Here is a 23,396-nt window from a genome sequence, read left to right on the forward strand (position 1 = left end):
TTACTGTGCATACACATCATTCAAAACTTAAAGTTCCACCGCCGATAACTCCGCCAATGATAAATTATAATCTCTCTCCGCTTCCAATACCTTGTTGATGGCATCGTAGTAGTATTCCACTTCCATGAGGTAGGTAAGCAGTGAGATTTCGCCTGCGTCCAAGGCTCTTTTCAGCAGCGGTTCGTTGCCGTTAGCCGTAATGGACTGGCGGTATTTCAACGCGTTCTGTTGTAAGCCCGACGCTTTCAGGTGCAGGCTTTGCAGGCGGTTATAAAACTGCACTTTGGTGTCAGCCAACACCGATTCGTCGGCTGTAACCTGTGCACGGGCTTGTTTAACGCGGTTTTTGTTTTCCCAAAGCGGAATGGAAACACCGACCATAACGCCTTGGAAGCGTTCGCCTGTTACCGCTTCGCTCATGTAGCCCGCCGAAAACTTGGGCAAGCCCATTGCCTGATTCAACTTTATTTGCCGCTTGCTGATTTCGATTTGTCCGCTGACGTATTGTAACACGGGGCTTTTCGGTTCGGCAGAGGCGTACCAGTCTTCAAAATTGGCAGGCAGCACGTTGGCAGGGTACACATCATCGGTAAAAGCAATGTCCTTGCCGCCGTTCAACCCTTTGAGTTGGGACAGCAAAGTCGCCTGTTCTGTCCTGATACGTGCCATTTCGTTTTGAACGGTTGTCAGGTTCAGTTGCGCCTTGTTGTTTTCCAATACGTTGGCATCGCCTTTCGCCATGCGCGACTGGTAGGTAGCGGCAATGCGTTCGGCATTCTGCAACCTTGCGGCATACTCTTTCGCTAAGGTATTGTAGTACACCAAATCAACGCAAACTTTTTTGGCTGCCAACAGCAGGTTAATCCGCTCGGCTTTGTACTGCATTTCCGCATTGGCGTTTTGCAGGTCGGCAATCTTTCCCCTGTGGCTGTAAGCCGTTGGGAAGTCGAACGATTGCTTTACGGTAAAGTCCGTGCGGTTGCCTATGACGTTGGGATTACCCCATAGATAGTGAAATTCAACTTCGGGATTGGCAAGGTAGATTCCCGTGCGGTTACCCAATTTTTGCGCTTCCATCTGTTCACGCAGCGCAGTGAGCGTGGAACTGTTTGCTTCTATTGTTTGCAAAACAGTTTCATATCCGTTTTGTGCTTTCGCAGAAAACAGAACGGATACGAACAATAGGCTAATTACTATTTTTTTCATTTTTCTTCTGTTTTCTTTTTTCCAACATTTCGTACACTACAGGCACAATATAAATATTTAATAGCGTGGACGTAAGCAATCCACCCAACACTACAACTGCCATCGGGCTTTGTATCTCGTTGCCGGGCTTATCGCCCTGAAAAACGAGCGGGATAAGTGCCAATGCCGCCGTAAGTGCGGTCATCAGTATCGGGTTGAGCCTGTCCATCGAGCCATGTACTACAATCTCACGCAATTTTGAATCTTGAACTTCGATTTCCGAATCAATCCCTTCTGACTTCAACTCATCGCTCGAAATTTGCAATTCTTCATTGTGCTGCTGCATGTGTTGGTATTTGGATATAAGCAGGATTCCGTTTCGCGTAGCGATTCCGAATAGGGTGATAAAACCGATGATGGACGGAATGCTGACAATATCGGACGTGAAGAACACAGCAAACACGCCGCCAATCAACGCCAACGGTAAGTTCAGCAATACAATGGCTGATAGCGTGAGGTTTTTGAACTCGCCATAGAGCAAGAGGAAAATCACACATAACGCCAAAAACGAGGTGATAAGCAGGGTTCGCGAGGCACTTTCGGCACTCTCAAACTGTCCACCGTATTCCACGCGGTAGCCTTCGGGCAGGTTGATATTTGCACCGATGTTGGCTTTGATATCCTCTACGACACCTTTTAGATCACGCCCCGACACGTTTGCCGAAACTACGATTTTACGCTGTACGTTTTCGCGGGTAATAGTGTTGGGGCCGCCAACGGAAACCACTTCGGCAATTTCTTCCAACGGCACTTTACGCCCGTTGCCGATGTCAATCAGAGCGGCTTTCACTTGGTCGATACTTTGGGTGTAGTTTTGATTCAAGCGAAGCACCAAATCGAAGCTGCGTTGCCCTTCGTAGATGTCCGCCAACTTTTCGCCGCCATACGCTATGTCGATAAACTTATTGAAATCTTCAATGGTGATGCCGTACTTGGCTAACATACCGCGATTGGCGCGTACCTGTAATTGTGGTGTTTCGGTTTGCTGTTCCACCGCCACGTCTACCAGTCCGTCAATTCCCTTGATGGAATTTTGGATTTGGTTACCCATCATAAATAAGCGGCTTAAATCGGGGCCGAATATTTTAATGGCAATGTTGGCACGAGTTCCCGAAAGCATATGGTCGATGCGGTGTCCCAAAGGCTGCCCGACGGTAGTCGCCATGCCCGGAACGCCTGCCAACGTGTGGCGTACATCTTCCATAAATTCTTCTCGTGAACGGTCTTTTAGTTGAAACATCACATCAATTTCGGCACTGTTGCTGCTTTGTGCATGTTCGTCCAACTCGCCGCGTCCCGTGCGCCTTGCCGTTCCCGTTACTTCGGGAATATTCATTAGTTCGGTTTCAATTAGATTACCCAAACGACTGCTTTCTTCCAACGAAACACCGGGTTTGGTTACGGCAGAAATGACCAACGAACCTTCATTAAATTCGGGTAAAAAACTCTGTCCCATTGTAAAAAACAAGCCAAGCGACACAATAAACACGCCGATAGTTGGATACAACACTTTCTTTTTGTTGCGTAGCACCCATTGCAGCGATGAACCGTAGAAGGTTGAAAGTTTGCGGGTCAGCAAGCTGTCTTTTTCGTTTTTATCCAAATACTTATCGCCCGAAAGCATCAACTTACACATGAGCGGCGTTACGGTCATGGCGACAATCAGCGACATGAACAGCGAAACAATATATGCCACGCCGAGCGGTTTAAGCATTCGTCCTTCCATTCCCGTAAGGAAAAACAGGGGAACAAACGCTACAATGATAATGAGCGTAGCATTGAGGATAGAAGCACGGATTTCGCGCGAGGCATCGAATACTATCGTGAAAGAGGACTGTCGGTGCTCTTTGGGCTTGCGATGGTTTTGCCGCAGGCGTTTGTACACGTTTTCCACGTCGATAATGGCATCGTCCACCAACGAACCGATGGCGATACACATCCCGCCGAGGGTCATGGTATTGATGTTCATGCCCAACAGGTAGAGTACGATAATTGCACCCAACAGCGAAAGCGGAATAGCCACAACGGATATAACCGTGGTGCGTAAACTTCCCAAAAACAGGAACAGAATAATGACTACGAACAGCGCGCCTTCCATCAGTGCGCCACCCACGTTATTGACGGATGATTCGATAAAATCTGCTTGACGGAAAATTTTGGTATCCAACTTTACATCTGCGGGAAGTGTGGCTTGTATTTCTGCCAACCGCCGTTCGATGTTTTCGGTTACGTTGAGCGTATTGATATTGGGCTGTTTGGAAATGGCAAGTATAACGGCGGGCTTGCCGTTTTGCGAGGCTGAACCCAACTTTAAGGCACTGCCGATAACAATTTCCGCCACATCTGAAACAACAACGGGTTTACCATTTACGGTTTTAATGAATGTTGCTCCCAACTCTTCGAGGCTGTTGGTTCGAGCCATGCCGCGCAGGATAAATTCGTTACCGTAGTCGCGGATTACGCTGCCCGACGAATTGGCGCTGAATGTGCTTCCCACGTTTTCCAACTCGTTCATGCTTACACCGTAAACGTCCATCTTTTGCGGGTCGGCAAGTATTTGGTACTGCTTGTAATCGCCGCCGATAATGGTTACCTGCGACACGCCGCCCGTGGCGAGTATCGAGGGTTTTACCACCCAATCGGCTAAAGTGCGCAGTTCCATCATCGAAGTGCTGTCGGCTTGCAAGCCAAGTAGCAGGATTTCGCCCATGATGCTCGATTGCGGGGCTAATACGGGAACGACATCGGCGGGTAATTCGCTGCCGAGCGATACCATTTTTTCGCTTACAATCTGGCGGGCTTTGAAAATATCCGTTCCCCATCCGAACTCTACCCACACGAAGGAATATCCCTGCATGGATGCCGAGCGGACGCGGCGTACATCGGTTGCACCGTTGACGGCTGTTTCGATATGGAAGGTTACCAACCGTTCCACTTCTTCGGCAGCCATGCCGTGTGCATCGGTCATTACAACTACTGTCGGGGCTGTGAGGTCGGGGAACACGTCAATATCCATCTTTTGGGATATGTACGTTCCGCCTACAATCAGCAGCACCGCTCCCAGCAACACAAATAGTTTGTTATTGAGAGAGAATTTTATGATTTTATTCAGCATGTTGTCAATGGATTAATGCACGTGTCCCGAATGCGCATCCAACGCCCCCGAAGCCTGTGCCAGTTTTACTAATATTGCGCCTTTGGCAACAACACGGTCGCTATCCGCTATGCCTGATACTACTTCTGTGCGGAAACCGTCGGTTACGCCTTTTTTGATTTCCCGTTTCTCGAAAAATTCGGGTGTCAATTGCACGTAAACGAAGTAGTTTCCCATTTCTTCCACAACGGATTCATTGGGTACGGTGATTGCTTGCGCGTTGGTTTGCGTTTTGATGTACATTTCTACGAAACTGCCCGATAGTAATCCTGCACTGTTTTTCACTTGGAAAACAACGGGTATAAGCGGATTAGCGAGGTCGGATGATTTGCCGAATGACACTACACGTCCGTTCAATTCTTCCAATGTAAAGGTGCGACCGTCGTCCAACACTTTGATGTTGGCAGAGGTAATGCCGCCCAAAATCGAAAAATACTTGGGTTGCAATTCGGCTTTGATAAGTAAATCGCGGTTTTGCGAAACCACCAATACGGGTTGTCCCGCTTCGGCGTATTGCCCGTTGCTGACCAATACCTGCGTGATAAATCCGCTGATAGGTGAAGAAACGGTTTGCTTTCCTGCCGAAAAATTCTTCCGTAGGTTGTTGAATACGGCTTCGGCGTTGGTAAATTCCGTTTGTGCCTTCAACAGTTCGCTTTGCGAAACGATGTTGTCTTTTGCCAACTCTTTTTTACGGTCATACTCGGCTTTAGCTCGGTTGTATTCGCTTTCAGCACCGCTGTAACGTACCATCAGGTTGTTGTCAGCCATTCCGCCGCCTTCAATGGAAAACAGCGATTGTCCTGCGCCAACGGCTTTTCCGTCCACCACATCACCGTTCGGAAAAAGTACAATGCCTGCGGTTTTAGCCGTTATAATTTGTTGGTCGCCCTGCGAAGGTTGGATTTGCGCAGTGGTTCGGATAATTTGCCCGAAGGGTTCGCGTGTGGCTGCCGCAGTTGAGAAATCGACTTTCCAACTTTGTTCTTTGGTAAATACTACGCCGTTGCTGCTCGAAGCCACGGCATCTGCCGCGTCGTGCTGTGCATCGTGTACATCGGTATAAACCTTAATGTTGGAAACAACGATTTGCGAAGTTCCCTGCGGTGTTGCAATGTCGAACACCAATTTTCCCGTTCCTGCGGTGGCAGGTTGCAGCGAAAATTTATAGATGCCGGGGCGTGTAGGTGTTTCGAGTGTTTGACGTGCGCCATCGGTTCCGACAATTAAACTTACCGTTATTTTTCCTTCTGTAATCGGTTTGAAATTTTTCAGGAAGGAAAAGTGGGCGAGAATATCGCTCGGTTGTCCCACGACAAAAGGCGTTGCTTCGGCGAAAACCTCAAAATCGCTGCTGTATGCGGTGAGTTGAAGTTTTTCGTCGTGCGGATGGTCGCCTGCGGGTTGTTCTGATTTGCCTTTACAGCCGAACATGACGGCAGTAAGGCATACTAAATATAGGATGCGTTTCATCTTTTACTTGATTTTAGAGAATAGGGTATCAGCAACCGGGGAACAGAATTGCGTAAAGCAACTATTCCCGATTGTCAATTCCCAATTCGATTATTAATGTTTGTGAGGTTTGCCGTCGCCGTGGTCGTGCGCTTGACCGTGGTCATCGTGCTTTTGATTTAGGCTGTCTTTCTTGGCGGCAGTCGTGTCGGCTTCTACCTTGAAAGTTTCTTGTGCAGGCTTGGCTGGGTCGGCGGCATGGTCGGTATGTACGCTACCATCATCGTGCTTATGCGTACCGTTATTACTGTTGGATTTGTTGCCGCATGAGGCAAAAAGGAAACCGCAGATTGCGATGGCTAAAAATATCTTTTTCATTTGAATTTTCGTTTAATTTTTTTGAACTGAATTGAATAATCACAAACCACAAAGCCTGTTACGGGCTGTGGTTGTAAAACGCTCGATAAAAAATTAAACGATAGGTGGGGCGCGTGGCGGAACGCCTAAAGTAAAGGCTATTGGAATTTTAAGCGGGACATAATAAATGTTCTGCTTGTCAATTTCAACCTCTTTAGGTGTAAAGTCAAATGTTTGAACCGCATGGCAGTATAGCGTAAGGGTTGCAAACAGTTGGGCAATGGTATTGCTTGAACTTAATGTATAAACTTCGGGGTGCTGCGATTCCTCATGATGGGGAAACTTATGTGTATCATGGTGATGGGTTGAACCGTCAGCATGATGATGTTCGTCGTCATTATCATGGAATACATCAATCGCCGCACTAACGGTTTCCCAAAGGTGCGTGTGATGGTCGTGCGGGATAATGGTATGTATTAATACCGAACCATATACCGCAAGAATTAGATATGATATGACCTTCCTAAATCTCATGTTTGCAAAGATATGGATTTTTTTAACATGATAGGATAATTCTTATATGGAAAAAAATTTGTGCAAGGTGCAAGTCTATCTATATATAGATGCTTGCACCTTGCACAAAGGATAAAAGATTAATAGTGAGAATGTTTGTTGTTATTGAAAAAATGTGTAATTTTGAACCTGAGTTCTAAGCAGTCAAACGGGTGACAATAGCCGCCAAAAAGGCCAAGTAAAGCAATTTACCCCCATTTGTACCCCATGAACGAAATTGAAATATTGAATCACTGAATATTAGCGTAATACGGGTAGGGTTTTAAACCCGTCCGGACCGCTAAATGGGAAAAGGACAAAAAGACGAATGTAAGTCTTTGATTGTCAAGAGTAAGTAGAAAACGTACATTAACTGTACCCCCTACATTAAAAATAAGGGATAATCTACTAACAGACAGTCAGTTAAAGCGAAAAGTTCATCTTCCGTCCATACCGCCAAACCGATTTACAAATCGAAAAAAGTCCTGAATTCAGTAGAATTCAGGACTTTTTTTTGTTCAGACCCTAACAGAAATTTCTGTTTTTGTCACTGCTAACTTGTTATTATCTTTTTTATTCCGAACTACTGATAGTTACTGGACCTAAAAGACCACTGTTCATCAATGGAGCGTCTTTTGACGGACCGCTGATTGTCCAGGTTTTTCGCACGGATTCCGGCTGTCCGGCATCAAAAACAAGACGGTTATACCAAGTACTTGTTACCTCTACGGTCAACGTGTTTTTTCCTTTTTGTATCGCATCAGTCATATCGAGGCTGTATGGAGGGGTCCATAGGGTACGAAGCTTTTTTCCATTGAGAGATACGGCAGCTATCATATCAACTTGTCCAAGATCAAGGTGGAAAGTCGCTCCTTTCTTTATTTTTTTCACATCGAAGGTGGTTGTGTAGGTCGCTGTTCCCGAAAAGGCTTTACCTTCAGGAGATAAATCAAGCTCTTTCCATGCTTTCAACTCCTTAATATTGAGCGTTGCGGGAGTACCCCAGCCTGAAGGAAAAGAAAGCGTCCATGGATTGGTTAGCGGAATATCCTTAGCAATTGTAGGCACTTCGGTTTTGATTAGGGTACTCTCAGACTCACCCTCTTGTCTGAATACAAGGAAGCATGATCCGGAACGGGGAAGGTCTATTTTAACCTGTGTGTACGCTCCTTGTTGCTCTGAAGTAAGGGGCTTAACTGTACCTGAAACAGGATCCCATAATTCAGCTTTTCCGATTGCGCGGAAGTCCATTACACCACTAAATCCACGTCCTTTTGGAGCTGTTATATAGTACCAATCCGCTCCCTCTATTTTACGGTGCAGCCACAAAGCATCCTGTCCCTTTACATCCGGTTTGATGTTCAGCTCATTTAAGGCTGCATCAAGCGTTATTCCTGAAAGCACAATTCCGTTTCCAACTTTACGAGTACCTGTATGCTTTCCCGCACCCCATATTTTCTCAACGGCCTCATCAAAGCGTTTTTGACTACCGGCAGCACCTGAGAGCGTTGCTAATCCCAATGGAGCGTCTGCAATAACAGTCGCGCCTTTGGTTATTAGTAAGTGTAGTTTTTCCAATGTCTCAGGCAACATTCTTGGTGCTTCCGGAATCCACAATACGCTATATGTAATACCTTCAGGAGTGATAAGCATACCGTTTTTCACATCTAAACGGTTCAGCAATACATCCGGATTACAATAATCGTATTTGTACCCGGCTGGAAAAAGATAATTCTGATCAGGCTTATGATTCATTTCATCACCCAGATACCATAATACGTCGGAAACAGGTTTACCTCTTTCAAGCAAATATGTGCAACGTGCCAGGTAAGACGTAAACTCCGGCATATATTTCCACCATGTCTGTCCGCGAAGGAATGGCGTACCAATAGCTGATCCGAACGACGTTCCCGGTTGTAGGAAATCGATTCTTGGATTGTGCGTATACGTATGGAAAACAAAATGAGTTACCCCTTCAACCGTATTTATGTTAGCCACCTCTTTCAGCATATCCCAATGTTCGTTCCACGTCAAGCTGAAAGACGTAAAAGCCTCTGCTGCAACACGCGGCTTTCCGTATATCCGTGCAGCTGAGGCTGTCGGTTTGATCGGTTTAAAGTTTAACGAGCCTACATAGCCCTCCGTAAAAGGTTGCCAGAATTCGCACATCGGCACATCGGCATGCTTGAAATATTCAAGTATATCCGCAGGAAAAACGTCTCCGGCAGCTGTTTCATACGTAATGCTCAAACCATTTTCTTTCGCGAGTTCGGCCATACGCCCATAAAACCTATTCGAGAAAAGTTCACCTATTGTAGAACGCCAGTCTAACAGAAAACGAGTGGTCGTTTCATGATCATTGACCACATAACCGAACACGGCAGGGAGCCATTGACGAAGTTCGTATCCGGTAAAATTCCTAAACTCATCTTCCATATTTGTTGTCCAGGTTTGTGTTTTACATTCCCAACTATCCAATAAAAGACCATTAAGAAGTCCGCCCTTAAGAACGCCCTCATTCAATCTGCCGATATAACCCGCAAAATGAGCATTCGGTCCTTCTTCAGACAGTTTATCACATTCCCATCCCGTACCTTCAGGTGGCGCCGGAGCATTTTTCTGTCCTGTATTTACGTGTCCGATACGCAGTATAGTCCATTTTCCGGCAGGTGCTTTCCATGTTAATTTCCCTGATTTATCCATCCTGCCGGAAATGTCTAAAATCTGATCCTGATTGATAAACGCTTCTTTGGATTGGTCGGGATGCTGAGCAGTACGTTCTATGGTTCGCAAAGTCCAGCCGGCTTCCGATTCCCAATTATTCTTGCGGGCAGCCGAGAATAAACGGATTGAGTTGAGCGACATATCATGTTGATTAACAAGCTCTATTCTATAGGTTTTCACACCAGTTATTTCAGGACAAGCCAGCGAAAAAGGACGATCATCCTGCCAACTGCTTTGCGGCAAATCAATCTGAATCAGATTCTTTCGACCTCCATCGTCAAAAAGAGCATCTACTCGAACAGCTATTCCGGGTTCGAAGCACCAACCATGACTAAAACTATTGATACTTGGCAGTTCGACAGTGCGAACAATTGTTTCTTCAGGAAAAGTTACTTCAATCCAGTGCGGATTGGCCTCTGTAACCGGAGTGAATTTGAAAGACTCTTTTAACGCCCCGGCAAAGCAATCCTGCCATGCCAGTTCATGATTACTTTTAATAGATGCGGGCTTAAGAGGTTCACCTGTATCACCCAAAGGTGTAGGAAAAGCCAATATCACAACATCTTTATAGTCACGCCAAGGCTCGTTATTTGGCTCAGGAACAGGCAATTGAACACTGACAGTCTCGTTACCTGCTATGTCCGTTCTACTCCATGTCAAATGGCGCATTGCATTGGAGGGCTCTATCCAAGGTCCGCCGGACATTGCCCAACCGGGACAATTCTGCATTGTAAAACGAAGCCCTAAACGACGACATTCCTCTGCCGTATGTTTTACTGCGTTATCCCACAAAGGACTAAGACTGGTTATCTGTGGCTGTACACCCGGCCACTCGCCACCAAATTGCCCGTGAAACAATTGTATGCCTGAAAGCCCTGCTTCGGCAATAGCTTCAAGATCTGCCGTAATTCCCTCGTGAGACACATTCCCTCCAATATAATGAAACCAGGTTTGAGGATAGTATAAACGTGGCGGCAACTTAAAACTCTCAACATCATGCTGCCCAAAAGATCTATTAAGTTCATCGGCAGACGGGAGATGCTGAACTTGTGCAGACAACCACAAACTCCCTGTTAGTAACAAGGAAATATTCAATAAGAACAATCTAAATAGGCTTCCGTTTTTCATATCCATAGTATTATTAGTAAATCAGATTTTAAGGGTGTTCAACTAAGTGTTTTTTTTGCATTACTATCTTTCTAAAAACATAAAGGTTATTTTTGAAAACATAAAGGATATTTTTTCAAAAATAACCTTTATGTTTTTAGACTTGGTACAGTGTTGATTTACAAGACATTGCAAAACGTCTAAAAAACGTTTCAAAAAAACGTTGAAATACGTATTGTCTTAGCAGAAAAAACGATCAGTTGTCGGCCGGATATACAACACCAAGTTGTCGGCGAACTTCATCAATTACTTCTATTGTCAGGAGAGAGTTTTCTAAACTATTGATCTCCGAAACTTTTTTCCCGGTTTGAATCAGGTCAATAAATTCGGCTACTTCATAATAATATTCATCCTTATCGGCAGGGCTGCTTATATCTTCCGGAACAGCTGGTAATGCCTTACCAGAAGCCGCCTGATGGCGTGGTGAGTAAGTTACTGAACCAATTAAGTTAATCCTGTCTAATGTTATATTTCCATCTTCACCCTGTATCTCTGTAGGAAGTGAGGAGTTTGCTATTTTAGAATAAAGAATTGTTGCATTCATCCCATCATAGAGCAGGTTAACAGCCCCCTGACCATCTACGCCTGAAGAAAGCACCACTCCCGAAGCATCAACCCGTTGCGGACGTCCGAATAGAACAATCAGCGGATATAATGTGTAAATCCCTATATCCATCATGGCTCCATTAGACATTTCGGGATTGAAAGCATTTAATACAATGCCTTCTTTGAATTGATTATAGCGTGAAGAGTACTGGCAGTAACAAGAGAAGTATCGTCTCACCTGCCCTATTCTATGCAGATTCTTTTTTACGGATAAAAAATTAGGCGTTAGTGTAGGCTTCATTGCCTCCATCAGGGTTACGTTATTTTTTTCGGCAGCTGCAATCATTGCTTTTACCTCTTTAGTGTTTGAAGCTAAAGGCTTTTCACACAAAACATGCTTACCCTGATTCATAAACAAAATACTTTGTTCTGCATGCAAGAAGTTGGGTGAAGCAATGTACACGGCATCGATTAACGCGCTTTCGGCCATTTCATTCAGGTTAGTGAATGTATGGGGAATGTTATGCTTTTGAGCAAAAGCATCAGCAGTTTCCTGTGTTCTGGAATAAACTGCAACTAATTCGAAACGCTCATCCTGCCTTGCTCCACCAATTACCCAGTCTGAAATAAAGTTAGTACCAACAACTCCAAATCTGATTTTATTTTTTGTCATGATATTATTTATTATGCGAGACGCACCTATGATGCGTCTCTACATGGATAATTTGTTTCACTTACGGAAAGGAGGTTTTACAACCTGGGCTTTCAGTGATTTGTTTCTTACTTTAATATAAATGGATGTGCCTGGCTTTGCGAATTCGGGCTTAACATAACCCATTCCGATACCGATCTTCAATACGGGAGACATAGTGCCCGAAGTGACTTCACCAATAACGGTGTCGTTTTCATCTACAATTTCGTAACCGTGGCGGGGTATTCCTTTTTCCAGCAGTTCAAACGCGCAAAGTTTACGGTTTACACCTTCTTTCTTTTGGTTTTCTAATAACGCTTTAGCCGGGAAGTCTTTTCCGTCTACAAACTTGGTAATCCAGCCTAAGCCTGCTTCGATTGGAGATGTTGTATCGTTCAGGTCATTGCCGTACAAACAGAATCCCATTTCCAAACGAAGCGTATCACGCGCGCCAAGTCCGATTGGTTTTATACCTTCCGGCTTTCCGGCTTCGAATATTGCATTCCAGATAGTCATGGCATCAGAGTTATAGAAATAAAGTTCAAAGCCTCCTGCTCCTGTATAGCCTGTATTGGATATGATTACGTTCTTGCATCCGGCAAATTCGCCTGTAACAAAGGAATAATAAGGAATGGCCGAAAGATCCACCGGAGTAAGGCGTTGAAGCACCTCCATCGCTTTGGGGCCTTGAATAGCTAACTGACCGGTTTTGTCTGAGGCATTTTCCAGTTCTGCTCCAACAGTATTATGTTGCACACACCAATCCCAGTCTTTAGCGGTATTTCCGGCATTAACCACAAGAAGATATTTTTCCGGCTCATAATGATAAACCAGCAAATCATCCACAATGCCACCTTTATCATTCGGGAAACAAGTATATTGCGCCTTTCCGATAGGCAAGCCGGAGGCATCGTTTGATGTAATACTTTGAATAAAGGATAGTGCATTCGGACCTTTTACCCAAAACTCTCCCATGTGAGAAACATCAAATACGCCAACGCCATTACAAACAGTCAGGTGTTCGTCAATGATACCAGTATATTCGATCGGCATGTTATAGCCGGCAAATTCATGCATCTTTGCTCCTAAAGCGATATGCACGTCAGTAAACGGTGTAGTTTTCATGTTTTATTTGTTTAAGATTTATGTGTTAATAGCTCTGCTATTTTTATGATAGTTTCCATACTTTTACGCAAAGAAGGTACAGGTAGAAATTCATAACGCCCATGGAAGTTATGACCACCTGCAAATATATTAGGACAAGGTAATCCCATGAATGATAAGCGTGCACCATCCGTACCTCCTCGAATAGGCTTTACAATAGGCTGCACACCTATTAAAGTCATCGCCTCAAAAGCCAAATCCACGATATGTTTTTTAGGTTCAACCACTTCACGCATGTTAAAGTACTGATCTCTTAACTCCAGCGAAGTGCTTCCCGGATAGTTCGTATTCATTTGATCAACCAAAGATTGCAAGAGTGCTTTCTTGGTCTCAAACAGTGTGCGGTCATGATCACGAACAATATAAGATAGAGAAGCAGATTCAACCGAACCACTCATTTGTATTAGGTGGAAAAAGCCCTCGTAACCTGTTGTGTTTTCCGGACGCTGATCTGTTGGTAAGAAAGAGGCGAACTTCAAAGCGAGTAAGGAAGCATTGACCATCTTATCTTTTGCTGTTCCCGGATGTACGTTCAGACCTTTAAAGCTGATCTTAGCGGCAGCCGCGTTGAAGTTTTCATATTCCAGTTCTCCGATCTGTCCGCCATCAATGGTATAGGCCCATTCACAACCAAATTTTTCCACATCGAAATGATCAGCCCCCTGCCCTATCTCTTCATCGGGAGTAAAGCCAATACGAATTTTCCCATGTTCAATCTCCGGATGGTTTTTCAGGTAGGCCATAGCCGATATTATAGCAGAAACACCTGCCTTATCATCAGCGCCAAGTAAGGTTTTCCCATCAGTCACTACAATATCCTGACCAATATAATTCGTCAGTTCAGGAAACATCTGCGGTGATAGCACAATATTATCTTCTTCATTCAGCAAAATATCTCCGCCTAAATACGTTACAACCCGTGGTGTTACATCTTTGCCCGATAAATCCGGACTGGTGTCTAAATGAGCTACAAAACCTATCGTTGGAACCGGCTTATTTGTGTTTGCCGGAAGAGTAGCCATAATATAAGAACGTTCGTCCAATGTAATATCTTCCAAACCTATTTCTTCCAGTTCTTTTACGATTTGCTTCGCAAGAACAAGTTGCCCCGGAGTGCTTGGGGTTGTTCCTGTGGTTTCGTCAGATTCTGTATTAAATGTGACGTACCTTAAAAATCTGTCTAATGGATTCATATTATTCTAATTTTAAAAATAGCTTTTCGCGTTATAGCAATGCGTACATACGCACTCAGCCGGTAGTCCGATTGATTCAATCAGATCTTCGACAGTATTAAACCTCAATGTAGTAATATTTAGTTTTTCACGAATACATTCTACCATTTTGTTGTACTCGTCGGTTCCGGTAGTAGAATATTTGTCCAGATTTTTCTCGTCATCCCCTTCGAGTTCTTTTACAATACGACGAGCAATCAGTTCCAAGGCTGATTTTGATGCGGAAAAACCAAGAAAAGGACAGGCATGCAGAATTGGAGGACAGCCGATGCGCATGTGTACTTCTTTTGCTCCGTAGCTGTACAGAATGTTCGCATTATCCCGCAGTTGCGTACCACGAACAATTGAGTCATCGCAGAAGACGACCCGTTTGCCACGTAATAAATGTTTATTGGGGATCAGTTTCATACGGGCAACAAGGCTACGTACTTCCTGATTTGACGGGGTAAAACTCCGCGGCCAGGTAGGCGTATATTTCACGATCGCACGTCGGTAGGGTATATTTTTTTGTTCTGCATAGCCTAAAGCCATACCAATACCCGAATCAGGTATTCCTGAAGCAAAATCAGCGTCTACATTATCTCTTCGCGCCATAGCCATACCACTTGCGTATCGTGCAGAATCAACGTTTACACCTTCATACTCCGAAACCGGATATCCATAATATACCCAAAGGAATGAACAAACCTGCATTTTCTTTCCGGGTGCACGAAGCTGAGTTATTTTATCAGCCGTGAGGTGCATAATTTCTCCGGGACCGAGGTTATAATGTAATTCAAAGTCAAGATTAGGGAAACTGCATGGCTCACTTGATGCGGCGAAAGCACCGTCTTTTTTCCCAATCAGCAGCGGTGTTCTGCCGTATTTATCTCTGGCGGCAATAATACCTTCTTCCGTCAGAATCAACATGGAACATGAACCTTTGATTTTGTTTTGAACAATCTCCACCCCTTCGGCAAAAGTATTGCCTTCTGAAATAAGCAAAGAGATCAATTCCGTTTGATTAATACCTCCGGAACTCATTTCGGAAAAGTGCTTTCCTTTTTCTAAAAGCTCTTTTTCCAGTTCAAGCAAATTATTCACTTTCGCAACAGTAACTACCGCATATTTTCCAAGATGAGAGTTTATAAAAATCGGTTGAGGGTCTGTATCACTAATTATACCGATTCCGGAATTACCTTTAAATTTATCCAATTCACTTTCAAAACGGGTTCTGAAATAAGAATTTTCCAAATTGTGGATAGATCGGTTGAATAACCCGTTGTGAAAAGTTACCAATCCTCCTTTTTTCGTTCCCAGATGAGAGTTGTAGTCAGTCCCATAAAAAAGATCAATCGCACAAGGAGATTTGGAAATTGTACCAAAAAAGCCGCCCATTATTTTGTATTTATTATTTAATAAAAAACTATGTACAAAGTTAATAGAATATTTCAGGCTTAAAAGCTATTATAATTTACTATTTGGTTAAGAAATACGGATAGGTTACGGCGTTAATTCTGCCGTCTTTGCATTCAAACTCCTTTTGAATCCGCAAATTGTTATTTAAAATGATATTTTCAGGAGTTTTATTATAGGGTATATCTAATGTGAACAATCTTATATATAGAAGATAAAGATTAAGTAGTAACACTCAAATTATGTAATCAGTATGAAAACACTTTATAAACAAACGTTGGGTATTGTTTTTATTGTAACATGTTTATTGTGCGGTATAATTCCGGCAACAGCCCAGCAAGAAATATTGACGGACTTTATTACAGTCAACGGACTTGTTAGAGACAAAGATTCCAAGAAAAAACTGGAGTATGTGAATGTATCTATTCCGGGAACGAATATCGGAACCATCACAAATACAGAAGGCGAATTTACGATCAAAGTACCCACCACTCATAAAACATCTACAGTGGAAGTATCTCATATCGGATACCTCAGCACACAAATTCCGGTGAACGGCACAAATCTGTCTGAATTGACGGTTTACTTAACTCCGAATTCAAACATATTGGACGAGGTAGTTATACGGGCAAGAGATCCACGCTTTCTTGTGGAAGAAGCACTGAACAAGGTTCCCGAAAACTACAGCGCGAAACATAACATGCTGACCGGTTTTTATCGTGAAACCGCTCAAAAAGGACGTCGCTACATCAACATCTCGGAAGCGATCATCGACATCTACAAAACGCCATATTCAAGAGAAATAGATCAAGATAGGGTACAAATCTATAAAGGACGTAAGTTACTAAGCCAGAAACGGGGAGACACGTTGGTGGTTAAGTTATTGGGAGGACCGAATCTCTCCATCTTTCTCGATGTGGTTAAAAATCCGGACATATTGCTGGATAAAGAAACCCTCTCACACTACGCTTTCCGCATGGAAGAGCCTGTCATGATCGACAACCGTGCGCAATACGTAATTAGTTTTCAACCTCAGGTAATTATGCCTTATGCCTTATACTACGGTAAATTGTATATAGACAAAGACAAGTTAGCTTTCACACGTGCTGAATTCAAGTTGAGTATGGATGATATCAATAAAGCGACACAGGCTATTCTGAAGAAAAAGCCGTTTGGTCTGCGGTTTAAACCGACAGAGGTTTCTTTCCTCGTTAATTACAAGGAAATAAATGATAAAACTTACTTAAGTTATATCCGGAATGAAGTAAAATTCAAATGCGATTGGAAACGACGCCTTTTCTCTACCAACTATACAATCATGTCGGAAATGGTCGTTACGGATATGAAAGAAGAAAATGTTACTAATATTCCATACAAAGTATCATTCAAATCAAGCCAGTCACTTTCTGACAAGGTAACGGATTTTGCGGATGAAGACTTCTGGGGTAACTATAACATTATCGAACCAACAGAATCATTGGAATCGGCAGTCTCCAAATTAAGGAAGCAAAAGAGATAAAAACAAGTTCTTTTATCCTACCTTTGAAGTAGTAACAATTTATTTCTTACCCACATGCTGAACGATCTATTACTGTTGACGAAGATAAAGGAGGGGGATGTCAAAGCATTTGAAAAACTTTTCAGATCCTACCATACTCCCCTTTGTCTTTATGCGGCAAGTATCACGGGGAGCATGGAAGTGGCGGAAGAAATTGTTCAGGATCTGTTTTATTACTTCTGGAAAGAAAGGAAGCAACTTCCAACATTCAGGTCTGTAAAAAGTTATCTTTACCGTGCGGTACGAAATGAATCTATTCAATACCGGGAGCATCTGAATGTTAGAGACAAACACAAAGATATGGTATTAGACAGAAGCACAGAAGCCTCTACTTCCGATCCACAAGAGAGTATGGAATACAAAGAACTTGAAGAGTTAATCAACAGCGCGCTACGCAAACTTCCAGAACGACGCTTGAAGATATTCCGCATGCACAGATTTCAAGGGATGAAATATGCGGAAATAGCCTCTGCCCTTTCTGTATCTGTCAAAACAGTTGAAGCAGAAATGAGCAAGGCGTTACAAGTATTACGAAAAGAAATAGAAGACTACATATATATATAACATGATACAACTTCAAAACAATAGTAAAACAGACGCAGCATGGAATCAGTTGTATGATCGATTGGAAACAGATGGTCTGCTTTCGGAAACTAAAAACCGGAAAGTAGAAAAATTATTCCGTTTGGCATACCTTAAATGGGCAGCAGCTATCGCCCTTATCTGCATTTCAGTAACAACGCTGATCTTTACAACAAATCAAGACAAGGCAGACAAAGACAACTTGCTGACCTTACAGAATAAAAAAGGAGCAGTTACACTTGTTACTACATTAGAGGATGGATCTATCGTCTATCTTGCTGATGACGCCCAACTGAATTATCCATCGCATTTCGAGGAAAACATACGTGAAGTTTTCCTGAGTGGAAATGCATTGTTCGAAATCAGCGGAAACAAAGAACGACCTTTCCTGATCGACACAAAGGAAGTTCGTGTGGAGGTATTGGGCACTTCTTTTTACATTAAGGATGATACAAACACGACTTTTGAATTAGCCGTGAAACATGGCAAAGTAAAGGTAATTCATAAAGAGAAAGGGAGTGAGAAAATAGTTGAAGCCGGACAAACAGTACGCTTGCTATCCGACAAACTATCAGTTACGCCTACGGAAAACGAAAATTTGTTTAATCTTTATACGCAAAAAATACAGTTTAAAGACGAGCCTTTGGGAAATATCCTTCACGTAGTAAACAAGAAACTAAACAGCACAAAATTGCAAACAACACCGGAGTTAAGCAAACGCCCATTAACGGTTACTTTTTCAAACAACTCTCCGGAAAAGGTTGCGCAGTTAATCTGCTTGGCTTTAGACCTGACTTATGAGGAAAGAAACGAAGTAATTCTGATTTCAGAAATGAATTAGTTAAACTTTTACGTAAATGAAACCACGTAATTTTTATAGCCATATTTTGACTTTCTGTTTGTTACTTTGCATCGTAATTCCTTTGCAGGCAACAGAAAAACACGACTTATTGGACACTAAAATTACGCTACCCCGCTCTAAAGGCACAATATACCAGCTTCTCAGCCTGATAACCGAACGTACCGACCTACTGTTTGTATACGACAGTAATATTATCAACAACGAGCAAGAATCCTTTATAGATGAAGGCGAATACAGCATAAGAGAAGCTATTTATACAATTACTGGCAATTCCGCCCTTACCTTACGTATTATTGACGATCACATTCTGATTCATTCTCCGGAAAAAGAAACAATAATAAATTCGGACAAAACGACAGAAACTCCCGATGTAAATTATTTCACAATAACCGGAATCTTATACGACAAGGAAACAGAAGAGCCTATAATTTATGCCTCCGTGGGCATTAATCAAGCCGGTATAGGAACAATCACCAACCAAGAGGGAGAATTCAGACTTAAACTGCCACAATCTTTATTACAATCAAAAATACACATTTCACATTTAGGCTATCTCCATCAGGAAATTCCATGCGAAATGTTAGCAGATAAATACAATACTTTTTACCTTGAGTCTAACCCCGTATCACTACAAGAAATCATTGTTCGCGCAATTAATCCATTGGCCGTAATCAATGAGATGTTAGAGAAAAGAACAGACAATTACATGCACGAACCAGTTTACCTGACCACTTTCTACCGTGAAGGTATCGAGCGTAAAAAAGGAATGGTCAGTCTGAACGAAGGCATATTCAAAGTTGTTAAAACGCCTTTCCACAGCCGATCTTTCGATCAGGTAAAACTACTAAAAATGAGAAAAGTAAGCAATGTACATGAAAAAGACACTCTCATTACAAAAATTAAATCCGGCATAAATGCCTGTCTGATGTTAGATTTGATCAAACAGTTGCCTGATTTTCTCCGCGCCGAAGCAGAAAGCCCTTATATATATACCCATTCAGCAATAACAGTAATTGATGATAACTTTGTTGATGTAATTAGCTTTAAACAAAAAGAAAGTTTCAAAGAACCCCTTTACGAAGGAGACATATACATTGACAAAGACAACAAAGCCCTGCTAAAAGTTGAATTTAAAATCCAACCGGAACACATAAAAAAAGCCACAAATATGTTTGTGGAGCGGAAAAGCAAAAATCTGCAAATCACTCCGCAAGAAATAAAATATACAGTATCCTACAAAAAATGGAATAACAAATACTACATAAACCACGTTCGCGGTGATCTGCAATTTCGAATAAAAAAGAAAAAGCTCCTTTCCTTCTCCACAAATGTACACACCTGGTTTGAAATGGTTACCTGTAAAATCGAAACAGAAGACGTATCCCGCTTCTCCCGATCAGAGACCCTGTCAACCCGGACCGTATTTGCCGAAACCCGCTTCGAATACGACAACAAGTTCTGGGGCGAATTCAACATTATCATACCCGAAAACGAATTAAGTGAAGCCATTCGAAAAATATCCTCAAAAATAGAAGAAACAAACAATTAAGCATCTTTACCTCTAAAAAACATTGATTTCCCTCCCATCAAATTTGGAGTATAAAAAAAAACATCTATCTTTGCACCCGTTCAAACAAGGTGCCATAGCTCAGTTGGTAGAGCAAAGGACTGAAAATCCTTGTGTCCCCGGTTCGATTCCTGGTGGCACCACTTTTAAAAGACTTCAAAATTGGAAAATCCCTGAAATACAGACGTTTCAGGGATTTTTGTTTTCTACAAAATCCCACTTTTTTAGCAAAATCAGGCAGTTTCGCCGGACTAAATCGTGTACATTTTTTAGTCCTCGAAAAATTGTCCACGAATAGCCACTTAAGTCGCTGGTTGTCTTATCGTTATATGCTCTTCATTTTACGCGGTTGAAGTATCTTTAACCCATTATTTTTTAGAGTATGAGACAGACATTTAATGTGCTTTTCTTTATCAGGAAAACACGAACAGTGAAATCGGGAGAAACACCCATCATGTTGAGAATTTCCATTCAGGGACAGTTGGCAGAAATCCAGTTGAAACGCACGGTAAAGCCTACCCAATGGAATCAGAAGAAAGAACGATGTACAGGCAAGGATGCCGCATCATTGGAGATTAACCGTTATCTGGAATCGGTTAAACTTCGTTTGTTCGATATTCATCGGACGATGGAGCAAGAGGATAAACTTATCAATCCGTATGAAATCAAACGGAAGTTCTTAGGGTTGGACAATGAACATAAGTTATTCTTTGAGGTTTTTCAGGAGCATAACGACAAGTGCAGGGAACTTATCGGAAAGGATTACGCCAAAGTAACGGTTTCCCGCTTCGATACCTGCCTGAAGTATTTCCGCGAAATGGCTTTGAAGAAGTATCACATGAAAGATATTCCCTTGAAAGAACTTACCTATGCCATCATTCAAGACTACATCCATTTTTTGAAAACGGAAAAGGATTTGCAGGAGAACACGCTTATCCGCTACATGAAAGCCGTTAAGAAGATTACTAATTTGGCGATTGCCAATGATTGGATGAATAAGAATCCGTTCTCCAATATCCGTTTCCATGAACCGGAAGTGCATAAGGACTTTTTGACAAAAGAAGAATTGAATGTGCTTTGGAAAAAGACGTTTGAAATTCCACGTATGGAATTAGTACGTGATGCTTTCCTGTTCCAGTGTTATAGCGGGTTGGCGTTCATCGACCTGTCGGAGCTAAAGGCTGAACATATTGTGGAAGACAATCAGGGGAACTTGTGGATTCGCAAGGCGAGACAAAAGACTAATGTTATGTGTAATGTTCCGCTGTTGGATATCCCTATTCAGATTTTAGAGAAGTACAAAGAGCATCCGTTATGCAAGAAGAGCGGAAAATTATTGCCTGTTTTATCGAATCAAAAGATGAACAGTTACCTCAAAGAACTGGCTGATGTGTGCGGAATTAAGAAGAAGCTGACGACTCACACCGGCCGATACACATTTTCGACCGTGGTCACACTGGCTAATAATGTGTCGTTGGAAAACGTAGCGAAAATGCTGGGACATACCAGTACAAGGATGACACAGCGGTATGCAAAGGTGTTAGACCAAAGCATTTTGAGGGATATGCAGAATGTAAGGGAAAGCATGTTATAGACTATCGTTATTGTATGCGGGTCGGAAACGTTCTTCCAAAATCTTTTTGATGTCGGATTCACGAAACAGGACTTTCCCCGGCAACTGGATAAACGGTAAAATTCCGTTGTTGCGGTAGTCCTGTAACGTGCGCCGACTTAATTTCAGGGTAGAACAAAGCTCTTCGCTTGTCAGGTAGCGTTCGCCATCGAATAGCGGTTTGTTGTTTTTCAAGGCTTGTTCGATATGTGGCAACACATCGTTTAAGGCTTGCAAAAGTTTCCTGTTATCATCATTGGTATATAGTTCCATCGGATTATTGTTTAGCGTTGATACTACTTTGTTCCAACAAAGATTTTACTTCGGAAATCCGGTAGTAAGTTTTCTTTCCGAGTGTAGAAAAAGAGAGTTTGCCGCTTTCCCGAAGGTATTGCAAACGGCGAAGGGTAATGTTCAGGGATGCGGCAAGTTCCTTCCCTTCTATCCATTCCTGTTCTATAGGTTGGATATTGGAAGAAGGTTGCTTCGGAACCAATGAAATAATTTGCCGGAGTTTCTTTCTGAAAGCCTCGAAAGATTCACGTTCTATTGCTATTAAATCCATATTGTTGACGGTATTTATTCGTTTTGCCAACAAATATAGAAGTTGAACAGACTGGTTTAAAGAATTGTCCGGCGGTGGTAGAGGGTGTAGGAAGTTGGCTCAATACTATTACACAAAATAAAAATTATCAAGAAGCATAAAAACCGCATCAAGCACTATGGGTATATTTGCAAATTAAAACTTATTATTATGACATTGATAAAACATAAATATCCTATTTTGGAGTATGATACTGTACGGGAAGCCATAATTCGCCCCAATAGAAAGGAGCTTTCGCCATTACCGAAAAAAGCGGTATTCGCTTTTTTATTGGATGAAATAGAACACTACGTGCAGACACATCAAGGTAACCTGATTGATGAATTTGAGACTATAACCAAAGTGTACCCCATTTATGAATGTGAGTATAAAAACGAAAAAGTTTGTCTTTGTCAGGCGCCTTTAGGAGCGCCAGCAGCGGTTCAGCTTTTAGAATATCTCATTGACAGAGGAGTAACACAGATTATTTCTACGGGTTCCTGTGGTACATTGGTGGATATTCCTGAAAATGAATTTCTGGTTCCGGTGTCAGCATTAAGGGATGAGGGTATTTCTTATCATTACCTACCACCTTCCAGAGAGATTGAAATATCCCAAAAAGGAATACAGGCTGTAGAAACAGCTTTGAATCAGGCCGGATTGGCTTTTGTGGAAGTAAAAACATGGACTACAGATGGTTTTTATCGGGAAACGAAAGAAATGATACGTTACCGCATAGAAGAAGGATGTCAGGTCGTGGAAATGGAATGTTCCGGTTTAGCTGCCTGTGCCGAGTTTCGGGGTGTCACTTGGGCAATAATACTGTTTACAGCAGATACCCTTGCAGATACAACTGCTTATCAGGAGAGAAACTGGGGAAAAGAAAGTATGTCTGTAGCCTTGCAACTGGCATTAGATGCAGTTGTTGTGATGAAAGATGATTAAAAAATCAA

General features: G+C 42.6%; 18 protein-coding genes and 1 tRNA gene. 7 read left to right on the plus strand and 12 right to left on the minus strand.

Translation table 11 applies throughout. From position 1 onward, the window contains the following. Nucleotides 1–27 precede the first annotated feature (27 nt). From B9Y81_RS03590 to B9Y81_RS03635, 10 genes are all read right to left on the minus strand, one after another. Nucleotides 28–1,206, minus strand: coding sequence for a TolC family protein (locus B9Y81_RS03590; protein WP_085535643.1), 1,179 nt, complete (start codon nucleotides 1,204–1,206; stop codon nucleotides 28–30). Continuing rightward, nucleotides 1,187–4,360 carry an efflux RND transporter permease subunit gene (locus tag B9Y81_RS03595; RefSeq protein ID WP_085535644.1) on the minus strand — a complete coding sequence of 1,058 codons (3,174 nt, stop codon included), beginning with the start codon at nucleotides 4,358–4,360 and terminating at the stop codon, nucleotides 1,187–1,189. Before B9Y81_RS03595 ends, B9Y81_RS03590 begins: the two co-directional genes overlap by 20 nt. A 12-nt stretch (nucleotides 4,361–4,372) precedes the next feature. Continuing rightward, nucleotides 4,373–5,872 carry an efflux RND transporter periplasmic adaptor subunit gene (locus tag B9Y81_RS03600; protein ID WP_085535645.1) on the minus strand — a complete coding sequence of 500 codons (1,500 nt, stop codon included), beginning with the start codon at nucleotides 5,870–5,872 and terminating at the stop codon, nucleotides 4,373–4,375. A 93-nt stretch (nucleotides 5,873–5,965) separates the two neighbouring features. Further along, entirely contained in the window at nucleotides 5,966–6,229 is a 264-nt protein-coding gene (locus tag B9Y81_RS03605) for a hypothetical protein (protein WP_061115009.1), read from the minus strand. Between the two features lie 93 nt (nucleotides 6,230–6,322). Next, nucleotides 6,323–6,742, minus strand: a complete 420-nt coding sequence (locus B9Y81_RS03610; RefSeq protein WP_085535646.1) for a hypothetical protein — start codon at nucleotides 6,740–6,742, stop codon at nucleotides 6,323–6,325. 591 nt (nucleotides 6,743–7,333) lie between these two features. Continuing rightward, nucleotides 7,334–10,612: a glycosyl hydrolase gene (locus B9Y81_RS03615; protein WP_085535987.1), complete on the minus strand. Its 3,279-nt coding sequence runs from the start codon at nucleotides 10,610–10,612 to the stop codon at nucleotides 7,334–7,336. A gap of 235 nt (nucleotides 10,613–10,847) precedes the next feature. Then, on the minus strand, nucleotides 10,848–11,870 hold the full coding sequence (locus B9Y81_RS03620) for a Gfo/Idh/MocA family protein (protein WP_085535647.1): 1,023 nt from the start codon (nucleotides 11,868–11,870) through the stop codon (nucleotides 10,848–10,850). Nucleotides 11,871–11,927: 57 nt separating this feature from the next. After that, nucleotides 11,928–13,013, minus strand: a complete 1,086-nt coding sequence (gcvT, locus tag B9Y81_RS03625) for a glycine cleavage system aminomethyltransferase GcvT (RefSeq protein WP_085535648.1) — start codon at nucleotides 13,011–13,013, stop codon at nucleotides 11,928–11,930. Nucleotides 13,014–13,024: 11 nt separating this feature from the next. Further along, nucleotides 13,025–14,245 (minus strand): peptidase T, encoded by a 1,221-nt coding sequence (gene pepT, locus B9Y81_RS03630; protein ID WP_085535649.1) that lies wholly within the window; start codon nucleotides 14,243–14,245, stop codon nucleotides 13,025–13,027. A gap of 12 nt (nucleotides 14,246–14,257) precedes the next feature. Further along, on the minus strand, nucleotides 14,258–15,661 hold the full coding sequence (locus B9Y81_RS03635; RefSeq protein ID WP_085535650.1) for an amidophosphoribosyltransferase: 1,404 nt from the start codon (nucleotides 15,659–15,661) through the stop codon (nucleotides 14,258–14,260). Between the two features lie 271 nt (nucleotides 15,662–15,932). Between B9Y81_RS03635 and B9Y81_RS03640 the strand changes: the two genes are divergently transcribed. From B9Y81_RS03640 to B9Y81_RS03665, 6 genes are all read left to right on the plus strand, one after another. Continuing rightward, nucleotides 15,933–17,198: a carboxypeptidase-like regulatory domain-containing protein gene (locus tag B9Y81_RS03640; protein WP_085535651.1), complete on the plus strand. Its 1,266-nt coding sequence runs from the start codon at nucleotides 15,933–15,935 to the stop codon at nucleotides 17,196–17,198. A 54-nt stretch (nucleotides 17,199–17,252) separates the two neighbouring features. Next, complete coding sequence (locus B9Y81_RS03645; protein WP_085535652.1) at nucleotides 17,253–17,801, plus strand: RNA polymerase sigma-70 factor; 549 nt, start codon at nucleotides 17,253–17,255, stop codon at nucleotides 17,799–17,801. A 1-nt stretch (nucleotide 17,802) separates the two neighbouring features. Further along, the gene (locus B9Y81_RS03650; protein WP_085535653.1) at nucleotides 17,803–18,660 is read left to right on the plus strand and encodes a FecR family protein; all 858 of its coding nucleotides are present in this window, start codon (nucleotides 17,803–17,805) and stop codon (nucleotides 18,658–18,660) included. 16 nt (nucleotides 18,661–18,676) lie between these two features. Then, entirely contained in the window at nucleotides 18,677–20,230 is a 1,554-nt protein-coding gene (locus B9Y81_RS03655; RefSeq protein ID WP_085535654.1) for a carboxypeptidase-like regulatory domain-containing protein, read from the plus strand. An 88-nt stretch (nucleotides 20,231–20,318) separates the two neighbouring features. Beyond that, nucleotides 20,319–20,391: transfer RNA gene (locus B9Y81_RS03660), tRNA-Phe, on the plus strand. A 239-nt stretch (nucleotides 20,392–20,630) separates the two neighbouring features. Next, nucleotides 20,631–21,842 (plus strand): site-specific integrase, encoded by a 1,212-nt coding sequence (locus tag B9Y81_RS03665; RefSeq protein WP_085535655.1) that lies wholly within the window; start codon nucleotides 20,631–20,633, stop codon nucleotides 21,840–21,842. On the opposite strand, the gene B9Y81_RS03670 is transcribed toward B9Y81_RS03665, so the two are convergent. Continuing rightward, nucleotides 21,837–22,133 (minus strand): helix-turn-helix domain-containing protein, encoded by a 297-nt coding sequence (locus B9Y81_RS03670; RefSeq protein WP_085535656.1) that lies wholly within the window; start codon nucleotides 22,131–22,133, stop codon nucleotides 21,837–21,839. The genes B9Y81_RS03665 and B9Y81_RS03670 overlap by 6 nt on opposite strands. 4 nt (nucleotides 22,134–22,137) lie before the next feature. Then, on the minus strand, nucleotides 22,138–22,425 hold the full coding sequence (locus tag B9Y81_RS03675) for a MerR family transcriptional regulator (RefSeq protein WP_085535657.1): 288 nt from the start codon (nucleotides 22,423–22,425) through the stop codon (nucleotides 22,138–22,140). Between the two features lie 189 nt (nucleotides 22,426–22,614). On the opposite strand from B9Y81_RS03675, the gene B9Y81_RS03680 reads away from it, so the two are divergent. Beyond that, nucleotides 22,615–23,388 (plus strand): nucleoside phosphorylase, encoded by a 774-nt coding sequence (locus B9Y81_RS03680; protein WP_085535658.1) that lies wholly within the window; start codon nucleotides 22,615–22,617, stop codon nucleotides 23,386–23,388. The last annotated feature ends 8 nt before the right edge of the window (nucleotides 23,389–23,396 follow it).

The sequence above is a fragment of the Massilibacteroides vaginae genome (assembly GCF_900178525.1).
Classification (GTDB): domain Bacteria; phylum Bacteroidota; class Bacteroidia; order Bacteroidales; family Tannerellaceae; genus Massilibacteroides; species Massilibacteroides vaginae.